Below are 17708 nucleotides of genomic sequence, written 5' to 3' on the forward strand. Positions count from 1 at the left end.
CACGTAGGAGCGCGCTTGCGCGCGATGGGTATTGCCGATAACGCCCATCGCGCGCAAGCGCGCTCCTATAGCGAAGACATCTCAAGCGCCCGTCAACGCGATGGTTCAAGGTGAAACCGTCGCGTCTGTCGCGATCATCTAATCCTTTTGGGTTAGTCTTCGACGACTTTGCGCTTGAAGAGGGTGTGCGTTTCCGATGAACGAGTACCGCAGCAGTCTTGTCTTCGCTACCCCCGACGTTCCCTTGCGCGACGATGTTCGTCGGCTCGGTGCCCTGGTCGGTGACCTGCTCGCCGAGCAGGTGTCTGCGGACTTCCTTGAAGAAATCGAACGCATCCGCACCACCGCGATCGCACGCCGCGAAAGCGATACGCCGCCCGCCGGCTTGCTGTCGCTGCTGGAAGGCCGCGAACCGCGCGCCGCCGAGGCGTTGGTGCGTGCCTTCAGTACCTATTTCCAGGTGGTCAACATCGCCGAGCGCGTGCACCGCATCCGGCGCCGGCGCGACTACCAGCGCAGCGGTACCGACACCCCGCAGCCGGAAGGCCTGCACGATGCGCTGCGCCGGCTCAAGGCGCAGGGCGTGACGTTGGACGAGTTGAGCGAATGGCTGCCGCGCATCGACGTGGAGCCGGTGTTCACCGCGCATCCCACCGAGGCGGTGCGCCGCGCCTTGCTCGAAAAAGAACAGCTGATGGTCGCCAGCCTGGTCGACAACCTGGATGGCATGCGCACGCCCAATGAGCGCGCCACCGATGCAGCGCGGTTCCGCATGGCGTTGACCGCGTCCTGGCAGACCGCCGATTCCTCGCCGGTGCGCCCCACCGTTGAAGACGAGCGCGAGCACGTGGGCTTCTACCTCACCCAGGTGCTCTACCGCGTCATCCCGGTGATGTACGAAACCCTGGAACACGCCATCGAAGAAACCTACGGCAGCACGCCGGCGTTGCCGCGCCTGCTGCGCTTCGGCACCTGGGTCGGTGGTGACATGGACGGCAATCCCAACGTGGATGCGCACACCATTGCCGGCACCCTGGACGCGCAACGGCGCGCGGTGCTGGACCGTTATCTCAACGAGTTGTGGCAGCTGGCGAGCCTGCTCAGCCAATCCACCACGCTGGTGGCGGTGAGCCCGGCATTGAGCGCGCAGCTGGAGCGCTACCAGGCGCTGCTGCCCGACGCCGCCGCACGCTCGCGGCCGCGCCACGGCGACATGCCGTACCGCCTGCTCAACGACCTGATGCGCGCGCGCCTGCAGGCCACCCTGGACGATGCCGACGGCGCCTACGCCGCGCCTGCCGAGCTGGAACACGACCTGCAACTGATCCTGGACAGCCTGCAGGCCAACAAGGGCTTGCACGCGGGCTGGTTCGCAGTGCGCCGCCTGCTGTGGCGCGTGCGCAGCTTCGGTTTCCATCTGGCGCGGCTGGATGTGCGCCAGGAATCCAGCGTGCATGCGCGCGCAGTGGCCGATGCATTGGGGCAAGCCGATTGGGACAGCCAGGACGCCACCCACCGTGCCGGTCTGCTCGGCCCATACGCAGCGGGCGAGCAGACGTTGCCGCAGGTGGACGACGAAGGCAACGCGCGGCTGGATGCGGTGTTCGCCGCGCTCGCCGATGCACGCACGCGGCATGGTGCCGATGCGCTGGGCAGCTACATCATTTCGATGGCGCACAACCGCGCCGACGTGCTCACCGTGCTCGCGCTGGCGCGGCGTGGTGGCCTGGTCGATGACGCCGGTGCGGTGCCGCTGGACATCGTGCCGCTGTTCGAAACCGTGGACGATCTGCGCGGCGGCACCGGCACCGTGCAGGACCTGCTGGCCGACCCGGTGTATCGCCAGCACCTGCGCGCGCGCGGCGACACCCAGATGGTGATGCTGGGGTATTCGGACAGTGGCAAGGACGGCGGCATTGCGGCCTCGCGCTGGGGCCTGCAACGCGCCCAGGTGGAACTGCTGGAGGCCGCCGCCGAACTCGGCGTGCGCCTGACCTTCTTCCACGGCCGCGGTGGTTCGATCGTGCGGGGCGGTGGCAAGACCACCCGCGCGCTGGATGCAGCGCCGCGCGGCAGCGTGGATGGACGCCTGCGCGTGACCGAGCAGGGCGAGGTGATCCATCGCAAGTACGGCATCCGCGCGCTAGCGTTACGCTCGCTGGAGCAGATGACCGGCGCGGTGCTGTTGTCCAGCCTGCGCCCGCGCGCGCCGGAGCCGCGCGAAGATGCCTGGCGGCCAGTGATGGATCTGGTGGCCGAGCGCAGCACGGTGGCGTATCGCGGTTTTGTTGGCGCGCCGGATTTCATGCAGTACTTCCGCCTGGCCACGCCGATCGATGTGATCGAACGCATGACGCTCGGCTCGCGCCCCTCGCGCCGGCTGGGCCAGGACGCGGCATTGTCGAACCTGCGCGCGATTCCCTGGGTGTTTGCCTGGAGCCAGGCGCGTGCGGTGATCCCCGGCTGGTACGGCGTGGGCAGTGGCCTGCAGGCCGCGGTGGAGGCCGGGCACGAAGACAGCCTGCGCGAGATGGCGCAGGACTGGCCGTTCTTCCGCACCTTCCTGGACGACATCGCGATGGTGTTGTCCAAGGGCGATCTCAATATCGCCGAGCTGTTCTCGCGCCTGGCCGGCCCGCTGCACGCGCGTTTCTTCCCGCGCATTCGCGACGAACTCGCGCTGACCAAGCACTGGGTCAAGACTTTGCTCGGGCAGCGCTCGTTGCTGCAGCACGACCCGCGCCTGGCGTTGTCGATCCGGCTGCGCAACCCGTACATCGACCCGATCAGCGTGTTGCAGGTGGATCTGCTGCAGCGCTGGCGTGCCACCGATGGCGAAGACGAAGAACTGCTGCGTGCGCTGGTGGCATGCGTCAACGGGGTGGCGCAGGGCGTGCAGAACACCGGCTGATCCAACCGTTGGTCGGAGAGTGCGCGCATTCGGCAAGCGGGCTCTGGCATAACCGGACAAATCTGTCCGATAATGCCGGCATGATAGCTCCCCGCCCCGATGCCGCGCTCCGCCGCCGGCAGATTCTCGACGCCGCCGACGAAGTCTTCAGCGAACACGGCGTCAATGCCCCGCTGGAACTGGTGGTGGAACGTGCCGGCCTTGGCCGCGCCACGCTGTACCGCAATTTCCCCGACCGCCTGGCCCTGATGACCGCGCTGATGGAGCGCGGCCTGGATGGACTGGAGCGGCTGGCGGCCGACCTGGGCGATCGCCCGGATGGTCTGGCCGTGCTGCTGCACGATGTGGCCGAACACATCGCCCAGTCCGCACCGATGGTGGATTTCTGGCGTTCGATCGAGCGCGCGCATCCGTCGGTGAAAGCGGTCGACCAGCGCGTGGTCGGCATTTTTCTACCGTTCGTGCAGCGCGCCAAGCAGGCCGGCCTGTGCCGCGCGGATCTGGATGAAGAGCAGTTGATCCTGGTGATGGACATGCTGGGCAGTTGCCTGCGTGGCAGCGACGAAGCCGAGCGCAAGCGGCTGGCACACCGCTCCGCCGATCTGCTGATGCACGCGCTGGGCATGCCGGTGCCGGTGGGCGGCACGCAATGACACCGGCCACGCGTACGCGCATCGGCCGCTGGGCATTGCGGCTTGCGGTGGTAGTGGCCGCCACCTGGGGCGGGTTGGCGATCTATTTCGCGCTCAGCGGCAATGGCGTGGTGCGCGCCGGGTGGGTGGCCTCGTGGTGCGCGATGGCGCTCGCTGCGCTGTGGGGCCTGCGGCGCCGGCGCGAGAACTGGGCGCTGGTGGGGATCTTCGCCGCCGCCTTCGTGGCGCTGGGCACGGCGTGGTGGCTGATGCAGCCCAGCCAGGACCGCGACTGGGCCGACGATGTCGCCCAGCGTCTGCGCCCGGAAGTGCACGGCAACCTGGTCACGCTGCACAACGTGCGCAACTTCGACTGGCATAGCGAAACCGACTACCAGCCGCGCTGGGAAACGCGTCAATACGATCTGGATCATCTGGTCAGCGCAGATCTGGCGCTGTCGTACTGGATGGGCCCGGCGATTGCGCACACGTTGGTGTCGTTCGGTTTCGACGATGGCTCGCACGTGGTGTTCTCGCTGGAGATCCGCAAGGAACGCGGCGAATCGTTCTCCGCGCTGGGTGGCTTCTTTCGCAGCTTCGAAGAGACCCTGGTGGCCGCCGACGAGCGCGACATCCTGCGCGTGCGCACCAACGTGCGTGGCGAGGACATGTATCTGTATCGCCTCAACATTCCGAAGGCCGGCCTGCGCCGCATGTTCATGGGGTATGTGGGGCTGGCCAACGACTTGAACCGCGCGCCGGCGTTCTACAACACGCTCACCAGCAACTGCACCACCATTGTGTTTGCGCTGGTGCGCCAGCTGCGGCCGACGTTGCCGCTGGATCATCGCCTGCTGTTGTCCGGCTATGCGGACGAATACGCCTTCGACCATCACGGGCTGATGCCGGGCTATGACTTCGCCACGCTGAAGCAACGTGGGCATTTCACTGCGCGTGCGCACGCCGCAGACCGCGCCGAAGATTTCTCCGTGCGCATCCGTGCAGGCATGCCGCAGGCACCGGCATCGGCATCTGTAGCGAGCGCACACCGATGAGCCGCAGCACCTGGGCGCGGCGCGCCGTGGCAGGCGTGGCCGTGCTGGCCTGTGTGTGGCTCAGCGGCTGCGCCATGGTCACGGTGAAGGCGCGCAGCAGCGGCGATTACATCGCCCAGACCCGCGGCGACATCCTCAGTGCCGGCACGCTCAGCCAGGCCGGCAGCGAGACGCTGCAGGTGGCCGGGCTGGATCCCAAGACCTGCCGCAAGACGCCACTGCCGTGCATCGAACAGCTGCGCACGGTGGCCGGCATCGGCGATGAGCGCCGGCTGGCCACCCAGGCCGAGCTGTGGACCACGCAGGCCATCGCGTTGAGCGGGCGCACACCCGCACAGATGAGCGATGCGGCACTGGACGCGTGGCTGGAAGCGGCGCGGCATGCGTACGCGTATCTGTTCTTCACCACGCGCGCGCCCAGCGAACGTGCCTTCGAAAACCGCCAGACCCAGGTGCGCGATTACTACAACTATGCCGTGCAGCAGGTGGTCGAACGCCTGTTCGTGCGCGCCCAGCAGGCGGGCGCCAGCGCACCTGCAGCCACCACGGTGGGGCGTTGGCGCGTGGATGTGGACTTGGCCGCCTACCGGTTGCCCGGCGATGGCAATACGCCGCGTGCGTTGTTCGCGGCATCGTCGCTGCGCTTCGGCGGGCTGCGTAGCACCTATCGCCGCGACGGCTTCGGTGCAGATCTGGTGGCCGAGGTAGACCCGGCGGTGGTCGGCGACCCGGCCGGCCTGGCCGTGCAGCAGGCGCTGCCCACGCCAAAAGACCCGCAGCGGCCGTTGCCCACCTTCAGCGAGATGCCGTATGCACCGGCCACGGTCCTGCTGCGTTTTGCAGGCGACACGCTGGATGCGGTGCTGCAGACCGACAGCGCCACGGTCGCGCCCTATGACCCGTATCGCCAGACCGCAGTGATGCTGCATGGCCAGCGCGTGCCATTGGCGGCCAACTTCACTGCCGCGTACGGCCTGTGGCTTGCGAAGTCGGGCTTTGCCGCGCAGTCGCTGCGCTCGATGCTGGGCCGTGCGCGCGGCATCGATCGCCCGCATCTGTATCTGATGCAGCCCTACGACCCGAACCGGCGCGTGCTGCTGATGCTGCACGGCCTGGCCAGCAGCCCGGAGGCCTGGGTCAATGTCGCCAATGAAGTGATGGGCGATGAAACACTGCGGCAGCACTATCAGATCTGGCAGGTGTATTACCCCACCAACGCGCCGCTGGCGGTCAACCGCGCCGAGATCCAGGAACTGGTGCAACGCAGCCTGCGGCATTTCGACCCGCAGGGCGATGCGCCGGCCTCGCACGACATGGTGTTGATCGGCCACAGCATGGGCGGGGTGATCGGCCGCTTGCTGGTGTCTTCGTCCGGCGAGCAGATCTGGAACAGCCTGCTGGCCGACTACCGGCTGGAAGGCGAGCGCGGTGCGCGGATCCGGCAGAAGCTGTCGCCGCTGCTGCATTTTTCGCCGATGCCGCAGATCGGCCGCGCGATCTTCATCGCCGCCCCGCACCGCGGCACGCCGTTGGCCGAAGGCGGGTTGGGGCGCTTCGTCGGCCGCCTGGTGCGCCTGCCGATCGCCTTGCTGGATCGGTTCGGCGATGTGCTGCAGGACCTGGCCAACAGCGAGCGCGATGCACCGGGCGAGCCGCAACGCAAGCGGCGCCTGTTGCCACCGACCAGCATCGACAACCTGCGCGATACCGACCCGTTCGTGCGCGCGGCCGCGGATCTGCCGATCGCGCCCTCGGTGCGCTACCACACGATCGTCGGCCGCGAAAAACCGCAGGTGCCGTTGGCCATGTCCGACGACGGTCTGGTGCCATATCGCAGCGCGCATCTGGACGGTGCCGCCTCCGAACTGGTGGTGACGTCCTGGCATAGCGTGCAGGAAACGCCGCAGGCGATCTTGGAGATCCGCCGCATCCTGCACGCAGAGTTGCAGGGTGCGGCATCGTCGCCGGCGCCGGCTGCCGTGCAATCCGCGACGGATCCACCGACCGATGCTTCGGCCCATTCGGCTGCCGACGCACCGACCGATCTGGCCACGCACTGACGGCGTGTCACGGCTGGGCAATTGCCTGGGGCGTTTTTGAGTGATGGTGTGCTGCAACACGTCGCACGGCGTCGGTGCCCCAGCAACGCAGGCTTCGGTGCATGCCTGCAGGCCCGGCTTAGCGCATTGTTTACCGCACCCGTGCTATCAGGCGGTTCCTCGAACAAGGAAGGTGCGATGCGCAAGACGCTGTCGGCAGTGCTGTGGGTGCCCATGTTGCTGCTGGGCTGCGGCCGCGGGGAGGGGCAGCAGGATCAGGTAGCCGCCGTGCCGGAATCGGCACCAGTGGCGCAGCGAGCGTCTGCGTCCGCGCCAGCTCCGGCAGCTGAGCCAGCCAGCAGCCCGGCAGTTCCCGAGTTCCCGGCCATTCCGCAGATCGTGGTGCCCGACATCGCCGGCGTAACTCCGGCGCAGCGCGCATTGGAAGCATCGCTGCAGGACATCCTCGACCCGATCGACGGCGTGCGCGTGGCACCGGCGCGCTGTGACACCGGCGGAACGCTGATCAACGATGCCGGCATTACCAGCGTGGATGCCGACGGCAATCTGCTGCGCAACAGTGCGGCTGGCCTGTTCGCGCTCAAGGCCGACGGCAGTGGCACCGCCAACGTCGATGGCGGCCTGGTCCAGGTCAACGCCGATGGCAGCGGCACCATCAACAGCGCCGATGACGGCCAGAGCGAAGGCGCATTGATCCAGGTCGAAGCGTCGGGCGCGGGCACCTACAACGGCCCGGCCGGGCTGATCAGCCTGGACGGCAAGGGCGCCGGCACCTGGAACGGCAAGCACGGCCTGGTGGATAACCACGGCGACGGCAGCGGCACCTGGAACGGGCCGCGTGGCCTGGTGACCATCAACGCCGACGGTTCGGGTCTGTGGAACGGCCCCGATGGCCTGGTGCAAAACCATGGCGATGGCACCGGCACCGTGGGCACGCCGCTACAGCAGGTGCGGATGCCGCCGCTACCCAAGGTGCCGCCCGCGGGCCGGTTTCCGCTGCTGCAGAAGTTCGCGCCGCCCGGCGCGCCATGCGGGTATGTGATCACCTTGAGCGACCGCATCCTCTTCGACTTCGACAAGGCAGACATCCGCCCGGACGCGGCGCGCGTACTGGACACACTGGCGGCTGCACTCGGCAAGGTCAGCGTCGCGCAGATGGAAGTCCGTGGGCATACCGATGCCAGGGGTGGCGATGACTACAACCAGGCGCTGTCCGAGCGCCGCGCCAATGCGGTGCTCGCCGCGTTGCGCACGCGCGGCACCGCGCAGTCTGCCAGTGCCAAGGGCTATGGCGAGTCGCAGCCGGTGGCGCCCAATACCGTCAAAGGGCAGGACAATCCGGGCGGGCGCCAGCTCAATCGACGCGTGGAGTTGTTCCTGCGCACTTAGCGCAGCGATCAAAACGACTGCGCAGCCGCCAGGCGGGCGCGGCCGGTGCTCGGAATCCTCAGGTACTGGCGGACACTCCGGTTCTTCCGCGCCGTCCGCACCCACCTGACGGCTGCTCGCTACGTTTTGGTAGCCACGCTTAGTGGACTACGCCGCGCCACGCATCGCTTGCGTGCGTGGCAGCGGTGGGCACGTTTTGCGTGACTCGGCTTCGATGCGCGCCTGGTGTCATCACTGCGTTGCGGCTGTAGCGAATTGCAGGTTCCATCCAGGCTGACTTGCATCAGACCGTCTGAGATGCGGAAGCGCATACATGCGCTGTCATGGGAATTCACGACTGATCCTGCAGGCACTGCCGGCGTCGCGCATGCTCGCGGTGATGCTCTTCTGTCTCGCAAACAGCAAACAGCAAACAGCAAACAGCAAACAGCAAACAGCAAACAGCAAACAGCACGCGGCGGCGGTGCATCAGCGCATCCACTACCCAATGCAGCAGCGACGCACGGCGCTGCACCAAGCTCCTCAAATAGAGACCTGGTAGTCATCAAGATTCATGCACGCAAACCGGCGATTCGGTCTTTCTCATTGCAGGAGCGATGCCAGCGTGACCGCTTGCGCACTTCAACGGCGCACGTCACCTGCCGCGCCATCGACTGTGCGCAATTCCGCATCACCCGCGCGTGTTTGCACCGCATCGCGCACGCGTCACCGCACTGAAATATGCCCCGACCACCATGCGCCGCGCCTGCTTGCAGGTGATGCGCCGAGGAGCCGGCCGCGTCGAATGCCCCCACTTCCCGGTGGTCGTCATGTAGAGGCATGGCGGGCCGCTGCACATTTGGATCTTTCATGATGCGTCGTTGTGTGTTGTTGCGTCCCTCGCGCCTGTCGCAGGCGCTGTGCCTCTCGTTGTGCATCGTGGCTGGCCATGCCGCCGCGCAAGACACCCAGGCCAACGCGCCCGCGCAGGGCGCGATGACCACCTTGGACAAGGTCACCGTGGCGGCCACGCGTTACAACGCGACCGACATGCAGATGGCCGCCACCAACACCGTCAATGTGCTCTCGGCCGACGACCTCAAGACCACCGCGGTGCACAACGTGGCCGAAGCGCTGGGGCTGATGCCGGGCGTCAATGTCATCAACACCGGGCAGTCGTATTTCGGCGGCATCGACGGTGCTGCGCGTGGCGAGGGCATGTTCTCCTCGGTACGCGGCCTCAATGCCGAATACAACGTCAACCTGATCAACGGCGTCAACGTCGCGCAAGGCATGCCGTACAGCCGCGGCGTGCAACTGAGCCTGCTGCCGCCCTCCGGCTTGCAGACCATCGTGTTGAACAAGACCTCCACCGCCGACATGGATGGCGATGCGATCGGCGGCACCATCGATTACCGCACCCCCAGCGCGTTCGATTCACCAGACCGCCAGGGCGGCAGCATCACCCTGAGCGGGCGCATGGAAAGCCGCGCGCGTGATTACGGCGATTCCGGGCTGGGCAGTGGTGCCGCCGGCGACTGGCATGCGCGCTTCGGTGCCGATGGTCAGTTCGGTGTGGCCGTAAGTGCGTACTACGACGAGCGCCATTTCGTAAACAGCGAAGTGGCAGGCGCCTCTGCCGCGCGCAGCGATGGCTCATGGGAATTTGCCCGCACCGATGCCAGCGGCGCGCTGGCGGCAGGCACCGATCCGCAGGACGCACTGCAGAGCACCGGCGTGAACATCGGTTATTCGCAAGGCGATACCCGCCGCTACGGTGGCAACGCCGCGTTCGACTGGCGCGTGGACCCCAGCCTGCATCTGTACGCCCGCATGACCTACGCGTTTGCCAAGACCGAACAGAACACCGGCTACACGCAATTTGTGCCGGCCAATGTCAGCTATACGCAGATCGGTGCCAGCGGCGTCTACCAGCCGCAGATCAATCGCGTGGCCGTGCGCTACTGGTACGAAACCAACCCGGAAGAAGCAGACCTGGCCACCATCCAGTTCGGTGCCGAGAAACAGCTGGGGCACTGGACGTTCGCACCGAATGTGTTTTACGGCACCGGCAATAACGATCGCCCGGACCATGTGGAAATCTCCGCGCGCAACGATCAATACAGCTCCACCAACTTTGCCTACGGTGCCAACCGCTTCATCAGCTACGACGGCGACGGCTTCCCGATTCCGTTGCTGACGCCGGCGATGCAGGCGCAGGCCTCGGATGTCGGCAGCTTGTTTGCACGGCGGACGGGGCAGATCTCCAAGCAATACAGCGGCCAGGACAAGGGCGGCGGCAAGCTCGATGTGAGCTACGACTTCGACGACGGCGTGCTGAGCCGGATTGCATTCGGCGTGAAGTATGTGGACAGCTCGCGCAGCTTCACCGACCGTGATTGGACCAACGCCAAGTACACCGATGGCACCTTGCTGCGCGATACCGGCCTGGTGGCGCAGCGCTACGATGCGGTGTACCCGGGCCAGTACGCGCTACCCACGCTGCGGCTGAGCAACGATGCCCTCAATGCCTTGATCGCGCGCACGCTCACGCCGGAGAGTTTCGACAGCTGCGGGCGGCTGGCGGTCAACAATCTCAACTGCAACACCATGCGCGCCACCGAAGCGGTGAGCGCGGCCTATGTGATGGCCACGCTGCGCACCGGCAACTGGGAAATTCTTCCCGGCCTGCGTTTTGAGCACACCAGCATCGACAACACCTTCTGGGCGCAGCCAGCCGCTGTGGGCGGCGTGGAGCAAGCGGGCGCCTTCGCCAACAACCAGACCCGCTACAACGTGGTGCTGCCCAGCGTGTTCGTGAATTACCGCCCCGACGGCGATGGCGCGGTCTATCGCGGCTCGGTGTGGACCAGTTACACGCGCCCGGCCTTCGTGCAACTCGGCGGCGGCCGCTCCACCGATATTTCTGCCGATGGCCAGACCACCATCACCGAAGGCAACCCGGATCTGAAGCCGATCAAGTCGCTCAACGTGGATCTGTCCGGCGAGTGGCAGAACGATGCGGGCGGCCACGCCATGCTGGCCGGCTACTACAAGCGCCTCACCGATTACATCTACGAAAGCGGTTCGGATGCCGCCAACGCTGGCGAGAGTGGAACCGCCAGCACGCGCTTCGTGCGCCCGCAAAACGGTGGCGACGGCCGCGTGCTCGGCATGGAAGCGGCGGTGCGGCAAACCTTCCAGGGCTTGCCGGCACCGTTGGACGGCTTCGGCATCGGTGGCAACGTGACGCGCCAGACCACGCGCGTGGATCTGGGCGAGGAAGGGTTCGCGCACGAGCGCATCCAGAACGCGCCGGACCTGCTCGCCAACGCCGAGGTGTTCTACGAAAAAGGCCCGTGGTCGGTGAATCTGAGTTACCACTATTCCGGCGAATACGTGTCGGTCTACGACTACCTCAATCAGGGCGCGCGTTGGGACAACCTGTGGATCAAGCCGATCACCCGCGTGGACCTGCACGTGGGCTACGCGCCCACCGACCATCTGCGCGTGGACCTGTCCGTGGCCAACCTCACCAAGCAGCACAGCTACTGGGCGCACGTAGGCCACGACAACACGGCCATCTCCGACATCGTCGATTCCGGCATGACCAGCCTGGTGACGGCCAAGTATGTGTTCTGATCCCGCTGCAGTGGTGGCTGCAGAGTTGAAGTCACTACCGACGTTCGCGTGCAGGCCAGCGCGGCCGCGGGCAGCTGCAGCTCTTCTGCGCTGGCAAACGCTCGGCGTGCTGCTGGTTGCCGCGCTGTCGCTGGGCTGTACACCACGGCCGACCCCGGCGGCGTCAGCTGCCAGCGCGACCTTGGAACGGGTGGTGGTGGTGTTCCGGCACGGCGTGCGTGCGCCGCTGCAAGGCGAAGCGGCTGCGGCGCATTACGCCGACGAAGCGTGGCCGCAATGGTCCACGCCAGCGAGCCTGGTCACCCCGCATGGCCGCAAGGCGGTGCAGCTGAGTGGCGAGTATCTGCGGCAGTGGTTGATGCAACAGGCGCTGCTGCCCCGCAATGGCTGCCCGGCGCCGGGCGGCCTGACGGTCTGGGCCAATACCGACCAACGCACCATCGACAGTGGCGCGTTGCTGGCCGACGCCCTGGCGCCCGGCTGCGACGTGCAGGCAGGGCATCGCGCGGTCGGGAGTAACGATCCGTTGTTCCGGCCGATCGAAGCCGGCGCTGTGCCCTTCGATGCGAACGCGGCGGTTGCAGCGATCCAGCGTGAAACCGGCGGCCCAGCCGCCTTGCTGCAGGGGCATGCCGCGGAATTGCAGGCCTTGCAGCAGATCCTGGGCTGCACCAAAACACCTTGTGACTTTGCGCGCATGCCGTCCACCCTGAAGCCTTCGGCGGATGGTCGCGGCCTGGCACTGGGCGGGCCGATCGACCTGACCTCCGGCACCGGTGAAGTACTGCTGCTGCAATACGCCGAAGGCATGCCGCTGTCGCAGGTCGGCTGGGGGCGCGCCACACCCGAGCGCCTGGCGCAGGTGTCGCGCCTGCACGCGCTGCTGTTCGACATCTATGCGCGGCCGCATTACATGGCCTCGCGCTCGGGTGCGCCGCTGGCGCGCGAGGTGCTGCAGCGCTTCGGCGACGCGCAGGCGCCAAAGGTGTCTGTCTTCGTCGGCAGCGACACGCATATCGCGGCGTTGAGCAGTCTGCTGGGCGTGCACTTCCATCTACCCGGTTATGGCGCAGACGATCCACCGCCCGGTGGCGCGTTGGTGCTGGGTTTGTGGCGCACGCCCGACGGCCATCGCAGCGTGCGCGCGCAGTACCTGGCGCAATCGCTGGACCAATTGCGCACATTGGCACCGCTGGATCTGGACCACCCACCGTTGCAGCAGACGTTGGCGTTAGGCGTTTGCGCTGGTGAGCAGCGGATGGCGTGCCCGTTGCCGGCGTTTACGCAGGCGCTGGAGCGGCAGCTGCAGCCCTCGCCGTGAGGTGATGGAGTTGCGTTGGCGGCTTGGTCGCATTTGTGGGGCGATGCTGCGTGGCAGGCATGTTGCAAACGGATGACGCACGCGGTTTTAGCCTCGGCTGCTAACGAGAGCTACTGGTGCGCACATGCATGTTGGCTTTAGGCCTCTTGCGAGATATAGGCCGCGTAGGTGCCTGCACCGACTAACAATGGGCATACCCAGCCCGTTACATGCGCAGCGTCTTTGATGGCGGATGCGCGTGTGCAATCCCCGGTAGCTCCGTGCGCGACGTTGGTCGATACGCGCGGCGCCGCATCCGGGAGCGGACACGCCGTGAATCCGTCCATGGAGGCTCGGTAGCGGCATCCATGCCGCTACACGGTCCCGCTCCCGGATGCGACGCCGCGCTGCCAAGCCGTGCCATGGCTGATCGCACCGCGAACATTTCTTTGATCAAGCGCGACGTGTCCGAATTTCGCTGTTTATCAGGGCGGCATCGACTCGAATTTTTTGCCGGCGAAGGTCGCGCTCCAAACATCGCTACGCCGATACGGAACAGATCGGTCTGCGCCAACAGGCTGGCCGCCATCAGCGCGACATGTGTGGCTGGTGACGCCGCTACGTTGGCGATCGCTTGGAAACCCGGCAACGCCGTTCCTTCCGCCATCGACCACAACCGGCGGTGCTTGTGCGCGTGCCGGCGCGGAACTCTATGCGGCATGGATGCCGCATGGGAGCCTACATGGACGTACTTGCAGCGTGTCCCATGCCGGCACGCGCACAAGCGCCCTCGCTATCCGAAGCCGTCGCACATCACTGCCAGACGTCGCGCGTAAGACTGTGCGGTGTACGGCACGGCAACCGAAGACGGGGCACGCCGCGCCTGCATCGCCACAAGCTCGCCAACGACGTCCATGCCGCCAAAACGCAAATGGGCCGCATCAGCGGCCCATTTGCATTACCAAGCACGCTCCCGAGGGAGCAGCCGGCTTACTTCAGCTTTGCAGCAGCGCGCAGCGCTTCTGCACGGTCGGTCTTTTCCCACGAGAACGACGTTGCGCTGTGCTGCGCGCCGGTGCCGTCGGTGTAGGTGAAGTCCTTCGGCTTGCGGCCGAAGTGACCGTAGGAGGCGGTCTGCTGGTACATCGGGTGAATCAGGTCGAGCATCTGGATGATGCCGAACGGACGCAGGTCGAAGTGCTTGCGGATCAGCTTCTCGATCAGCTCGTCGGCGATCTTGCCGGTACCGAAGGTGGTGACCGAAATCGAGGTCGGTTCGGCCACGCCAATGGCGTAGGAAACCTGCACTTCGCAACGGTCGGCCAGGCCGGCCGCCACGACGTTCTTGGCCACATAGCGCGCCGCATAGGCTGCCGAACGGTCGACCTTGGACGGATCCTTGCCCGAGAACGCGCCGCCGCCGTGACGGGCCCAGCCGCCGTAGGTGTCGACGATGATCTTGCGACCGGTCAGGCCGCAATCGCCCACCGGGCCGCCGATCACGAACTTGCCGGTCGGGTTGATGTGGAACTTGGTGCCCTTGTGCAGCCACTTGGCCGGCAGCACCGGCTTGAGGATTTCCTCGCGCACCGCTTCGATCAGGTCCTTCTGCTTGACGCCCGGATCGTGCTGGGTCGACAGCACCACGGCATCGATCGCGGTGGCAACGCCGTCTTCATAGCGCAGGGTGACCTGCGACTTGGCATCCGGACGCAGCCAGGACAGCGCGGAGTTCTTCTTCTTGCGGATCTTGGCCTGCTGCTCGACCAGGCGGTGCGACAGGTGGATCGCCGCCGGCATGTAGCTGTCGGTCTCGTTGGTGGCATAGCCGAACATCAGGCCCTGGTCGCCGGCACCCTGCTGTTCGGGGTTCTTGCGGTCCACGCCCTGGTTGATGTCCGGGGACTGCTTGCCGATCAGGTTCAGCACACCGCAGGTCTCGCCGTCGAAGCCGACGTCGGAGCTGTTGTAGCCGATATCCAGGATCACCTTGCGGGTCAGCGCTTCCAGGTCGATCCAGGCACTGGTGGTCACTTCGCCGGCAACGATCGCCACACCGGTCTTGACCATCGTCTCGCACGCCACGCGGGCACGCTTGTCCTGGGCCAGGATGGCATCCAGCACTGCGTCGGAGATCTGGTCGGCGATCTTGTCCGGATGGCCTTCGGAGACCGATTCGGAGGTGAACAGGTAGCTGGACATCAGGCTTATATCCCTTAATTCGGATGAAAAGATGGGTGCGGATGATACACGCCCACGGTGACCGTTGCATTGTGCGCCTGAACGGGCATCGGTGGGGTTAAGCCACGTCCATCGGTCGCATCGGCCAGCGCGAGGGTAGGTGATTTGCACCTGCATGCGGGGCCGGTGTCAGACATCCCCGCGTCGGGCTTCGGCGGCACCGCGCAAGCAGGTTCGGCCTGCTAGCATCCGGCGATGGATTCCTTGACCCAGATCGTACTCGGCGGCGCGATTGCCGCAGCCATCGCGCCGGCCGGTCAGCGCCGTGCGGCCTTGCTGGCCGGCGCTGCGCTGGGCACCTTGCCCGACCTCGACTCGCTGGCGCTGCTGCCGCTCACCGACGACCCGGTCACCTTGATGACCGTGCACCGCAGTGTCAGCCATTCGCTGTTCGTGCTGCCGTTGGTGGGCTGGCTCATTTGGTGGCTGTTTCGGCGCTATGGCGACGGCCGCGTGGCCGGTGCGCCCAAGCGTTGGTTCTGGGCGATCCAGCTGGCCTTGATCACCCATCCGCTACTGGATGCCTTCACCGTCTACGGCACCCAGCTGTGGTGGCCGCTGCAGCCGCATCCGGCCATGTGGTCGAGTGTGTTCATCATCGACCCGGCCTACACGCTGTGGCTGCTGCTGGCCTGCGCGGTGGCCTGGTTTGCGCGCGCACGGCCGCTGGCCCAGCGTGCGTTGGTTACCGGGCTGGTGCTGAGCTCGGCCTACCTGGGCTGGTCGCTGCTGGCCAAGCAGCTGGTCGACCAGGAGGCCGACCGCGCGCTCGCTGCGCTGGGGCTGGGCGATGCGCCGCGCTTCTCGGTGCCGATGCCGCTCAATACGCTGCTGTGGCGCGTGGTGGCGATGACCCCGAATGGCTACGTGATTGGCGAGCGTTCGCTGGTGGCCGATAGCGGCCCGATGCAGTTCCGCGGCTTTTCCAGCAACACCCAGGCGCTGGGCGAGGTGGCCGCGTTCGACTCGGTGCGCCGGCTCACCTGGTTCAATCGCGGCTTCATGCGCGCACGGCTGGTCGACGACGACCTGATGCTCAGCGACCTGCGCATGGGCCTGGAGCCGGACTACAACTTCAACTTCGTGGTCGCCCATCGTGATGATGGGCAATGGAAGCCGATCGTGCCGCGCCAGGTCCAGGCGGCGTACCGTGCGCCGGTGGCGCGCGACCAGATCGGCGCGGTGCTGGCACAGATGTGGCACCGCATCTGGCACGCGCCAACCGGCAAGGCGCTGACCGGCGATCTGGATGACAGCGCTGCGCCGGCCTCGGCCAAGGTGCAATAACACCGGTCTCGTAGCACGGTTTCATGCGGCTGCGCGGCGCATGGGCGATGTGCCACGCATGCCGATGCGATCAGGTGTGGTTGCATCTGCGGACAGGTGACGTGCGCTGCGCGCAGTCTCGGCGCGCCGACGGCCAACACGGCCAACTGGCTCAGGCAGCGGCGTGCAGCGTCGGCGGCACGCCGGCAATCAGGGCGTCGAAATAATCGCGGGTCAGCGCGAGTTGCGCCTCGGGTGTTTCGGCGCGATTGACCACTGCGCGGAAGTCCGCACTTTGCGGATGATCCTTCGCATACCACCCCAGATGCTTGCGCGCGATGCGCACGCCCTGCGGCTGCCCGTAGAAGGCGTGCAGCGCTTCCAGATGCCCGAGCAAGGTGTCGCGCATGAAGGCCAGCGATGGCGGCGGCAGCAACGCGCCGGTCGCCAGGTAATGCGCTACCTCGCCAAAGATCCACGGCCGGCCCTGCGCAGCGCGGCCAATCATCACCGCGTCCACGCCGGTATCGCGCAGCACCTGCGCGGCCTTCTGCGGCGAATCGATATCGCCGTTGGCGATCACCGGAATCTGTAGCGCGGCCTTGATCTGCGCGATGGTGGCGTACTCGGCCGTACCGGTGTAATGCTGGTCGCGGGTGCGCCCATGCACGGCCAGCGCGGCGATGCCGCAATCCTGCGCGATGCGTGCGATGGTCGGACCGTTGCGGTGGTCGCAGTCCCAGCCGGTGCGGATCTTCAGCGTCACCGGAACATCCACCGCACGCACCACTGCGCTCAGGATGCGTGCCACCAGGTCTTCATCGCGCATCAGCGCCGAGCCGGCCCAGGCATTGCAGACTTTCTTGGCCGGGCAGCCCATGTTGATGTCGATCAGCTGCGCGCCGTGGTCGACGTTGTAGCGCGCCGCTTCGGCCAGCTGCTCCGGTTCGGTACCGGCGATCTGCACGCTGATCGGATCCGGCTCGCCGGCATGGTCCATACGATGCAACGATTTGCGCGTACCCCAGAACCGCGGATCGGAGATGGTCATCTCCGACACCGCCAGGCCCGCACCCAGCCGCTTGCACAGCAAGCGGAACGGCTTGTCGGTGACGCCCGCCATGGGGGCCAGGATCACCTTGGGGGCGATGGTGTAGGGGCCTATCTGCATGCGGGCATTGTAGCTTGGGGTGGGGAATCGGGAATCGGGAGTCGGGAATGGGGAATCTTTAA

At 66.4% G+C, this 17708-nt stretch carries 11 protein-coding genes and 1 other RNA gene; 9 read left to right on the forward strand and 3 right to left on the reverse strand.

The window, feature by feature from the left end:
• The first annotated feature begins 196 nt into the window (after positions 1-196).
• From ppc to QRM89_RS17880, 6 genes are all read left to right on the forward strand, one after another.
• Positions 197-2911 (forward strand): phosphoenolpyruvate carboxylase, encoded by a 2715-nt coding sequence (gene ppc / locus QRM89_RS17855; protein WP_285448626.1) that lies wholly within the window; start codon positions 197-199, stop codon positions 2909-2911.
• 80 nt (positions 2912-2991) lie between these two features.
• A complete protein-coding gene (locus QRM89_RS17860; protein ID WP_161961844.1) occupies positions 2992-3564 on the forward strand; it encodes a TetR/AcrR family transcriptional regulator in 573 nt (190 codons plus the stop codon).
• The gene (locus QRM89_RS17865) at positions 3561-4598 is read left to right on the forward strand and encodes a DUF4105 domain-containing protein (RefSeq protein ID WP_115529883.1); all 1038 of its coding nucleotides are present in this window, start codon (positions 3561-3563) and stop codon (positions 4596-4598) included. Before QRM89_RS17860 ends, QRM89_RS17865 begins: the two co-directional genes overlap by 4 nt.
• Positions 4595-6658, forward strand: coding sequence for an alpha/beta fold hydrolase (locus QRM89_RS17870; RefSeq protein ID WP_285448627.1), 2064 nt, complete (start codon positions 4595-4597; stop codon positions 6656-6658). Before QRM89_RS17865 ends, QRM89_RS17870 begins: the two co-directional genes overlap by 4 nt.
• A 126-nt stretch (positions 6659-6784) precedes the next feature.
• Positions 6785-8047 (forward strand): OmpA family protein, encoded by a 1263-nt coding sequence (locus QRM89_RS17875; RefSeq protein ID WP_285448628.1) that lies wholly within the window; start codon positions 6785-6787, stop codon positions 8045-8047.
• A gap of 60 nt (positions 8048-8107) precedes the next feature.
• Positions 8108-8182, forward strand: a non-coding RNA gene (locus QRM89_RS17880) — sX9 sRNA.
• 196 nt (positions 8183-8378) lie between these two features.
• Here QRM89_RS17880 and QRM89_RS17885 read toward each other — a convergent pair.
• The gene (locus tag QRM89_RS17885; protein WP_285448629.1) at positions 8379-8561 is read right to left on the reverse strand and encodes a hypothetical protein; all 183 of its coding nucleotides are present in this window, start codon (positions 8559-8561) and stop codon (positions 8379-8381) included.
• 335 nt (positions 8562-8896) lie between these two features.
• Here QRM89_RS17885 and QRM89_RS17890 point away from each other — a divergent pair, with 335 nt between their 5' ends.
• Both QRM89_RS17890 and QRM89_RS17895 read left to right on the forward strand, forming a co-directional pair.
• Positions 8897-11668 (forward strand): TonB-dependent receptor, encoded by a 2772-nt coding sequence (locus QRM89_RS17890; protein WP_285448630.1) that lies wholly within the window; start codon positions 8897-8899, stop codon positions 11666-11668.
• Positions 11658-12989, forward strand: a complete 1332-nt coding sequence (locus QRM89_RS17895; protein ID WP_285448631.1) for a histidine-type phosphatase — start codon at positions 11658-11660, stop codon at positions 12987-12989. Before QRM89_RS17890 ends, QRM89_RS17895 begins: the two co-directional genes overlap by 11 nt.
• A gap of 969 nt (positions 12990-13958) precedes the next feature.
• Here the strand turns inward: QRM89_RS17895 and metK are convergent.
• Entirely contained in the window at positions 13959-15170 is a 1212-nt protein-coding gene (gene metK, locus QRM89_RS17900) for a methionine adenosyltransferase (protein ID WP_011269998.1), read from the reverse strand.
• Positions 15171-15404: 234 nt separating this feature from the next.
• Between metK and QRM89_RS17905 the strand changes: the two genes are divergently transcribed.
• Positions 15405-16496 carry a metal-dependent hydrolase gene (locus tag QRM89_RS17905; RefSeq protein ID WP_285448632.1) on the forward strand — a complete coding sequence of 364 codons (1092 nt, stop codon included), beginning with the start codon at positions 15405-15407 and terminating at the stop codon, positions 16494-16496.
• A 151-nt stretch (positions 16497-16647) separates the two neighbouring features.
• Here the strand turns inward: QRM89_RS17905 and dusB are convergent, their stop codons facing one another.
• A complete protein-coding gene (dusB, locus tag QRM89_RS17910) occupies positions 16648-17646 on the reverse strand; it encodes a tRNA dihydrouridine synthase DusB (RefSeq protein WP_285448633.1) in 999 nt (332 codons plus the stop codon).
• Between the last annotated feature and the right edge of the window lie 62 nt (positions 17647-17708).

Source organism: Xanthomonas sp. LMC-A-07 (assembly GCF_030208825.1).
GTDB lineage: Bacteria > Pseudomonadota > Gammaproteobacteria > Xanthomonadales > Xanthomonadaceae > Xanthomonas > Xanthomonas campestris.

Excerpts from the sequence above, each read along its gene's own strand:
- ppc (WP_285448626.1), top strand. The coding sequence starts at position 197 with ATGAACGAGTACCGCAGCAGTCTTGTCTTCGCTACCCCCGACGTTCCC.
- QRM89_RS17860 (WP_161961844.1), top strand. The coding sequence starts at position 2,992 with ATGATAGCTCCCCGCCCCGATGCCGCGCTCCGCCGCCGGCAGATTCTC.
- QRM89_RS17865 (WP_115529883.1), top strand. The coding sequence starts at position 3,561 with ATGACACCGGCCACGCGTACGCGCATCGGCCGCTGGGCATTGCGGCTT.
- QRM89_RS17870 (WP_285448627.1), top strand. The coding sequence starts at position 4,595 with ATGAGCCGCAGCACCTGGGCGCGGCGCGCCGTGGCAGGCGTGGCCGTG.
- QRM89_RS17890 (WP_285448630.1), top strand. The coding sequence starts at position 8,897 with ATGATGCGTCGTTGTGTGTTGTTGCGTCCCTCGCGCCTGTCGCAGGCG.
- QRM89_RS17895 (WP_285448631.1), top strand. The coding sequence starts at position 11,658 with ATGTGTTCTGATCCCGCTGCAGTGGTGGCTGCAGAGTTGAAGTCACTA.
- metK (WP_011269998.1), bottom strand. The coding sequence starts at position 15,170 with ATGTCCAGCTACCTGTTCACCTCCGAATCGGTCTCCGAAGGCCATCCG.
- QRM89_RS17905 (WP_285448632.1), top strand. The coding sequence starts at position 15,405 with ATGGATTCCTTGACCCAGATCGTACTCGGCGGCGCGATTGCCGCAGCC.
- dusB (WP_285448633.1), bottom strand. The coding sequence starts at position 17,646 with ATGCAGATAGGCCCCTACACCATCGCCCCCAAGGTGATCCTGGCCCCC.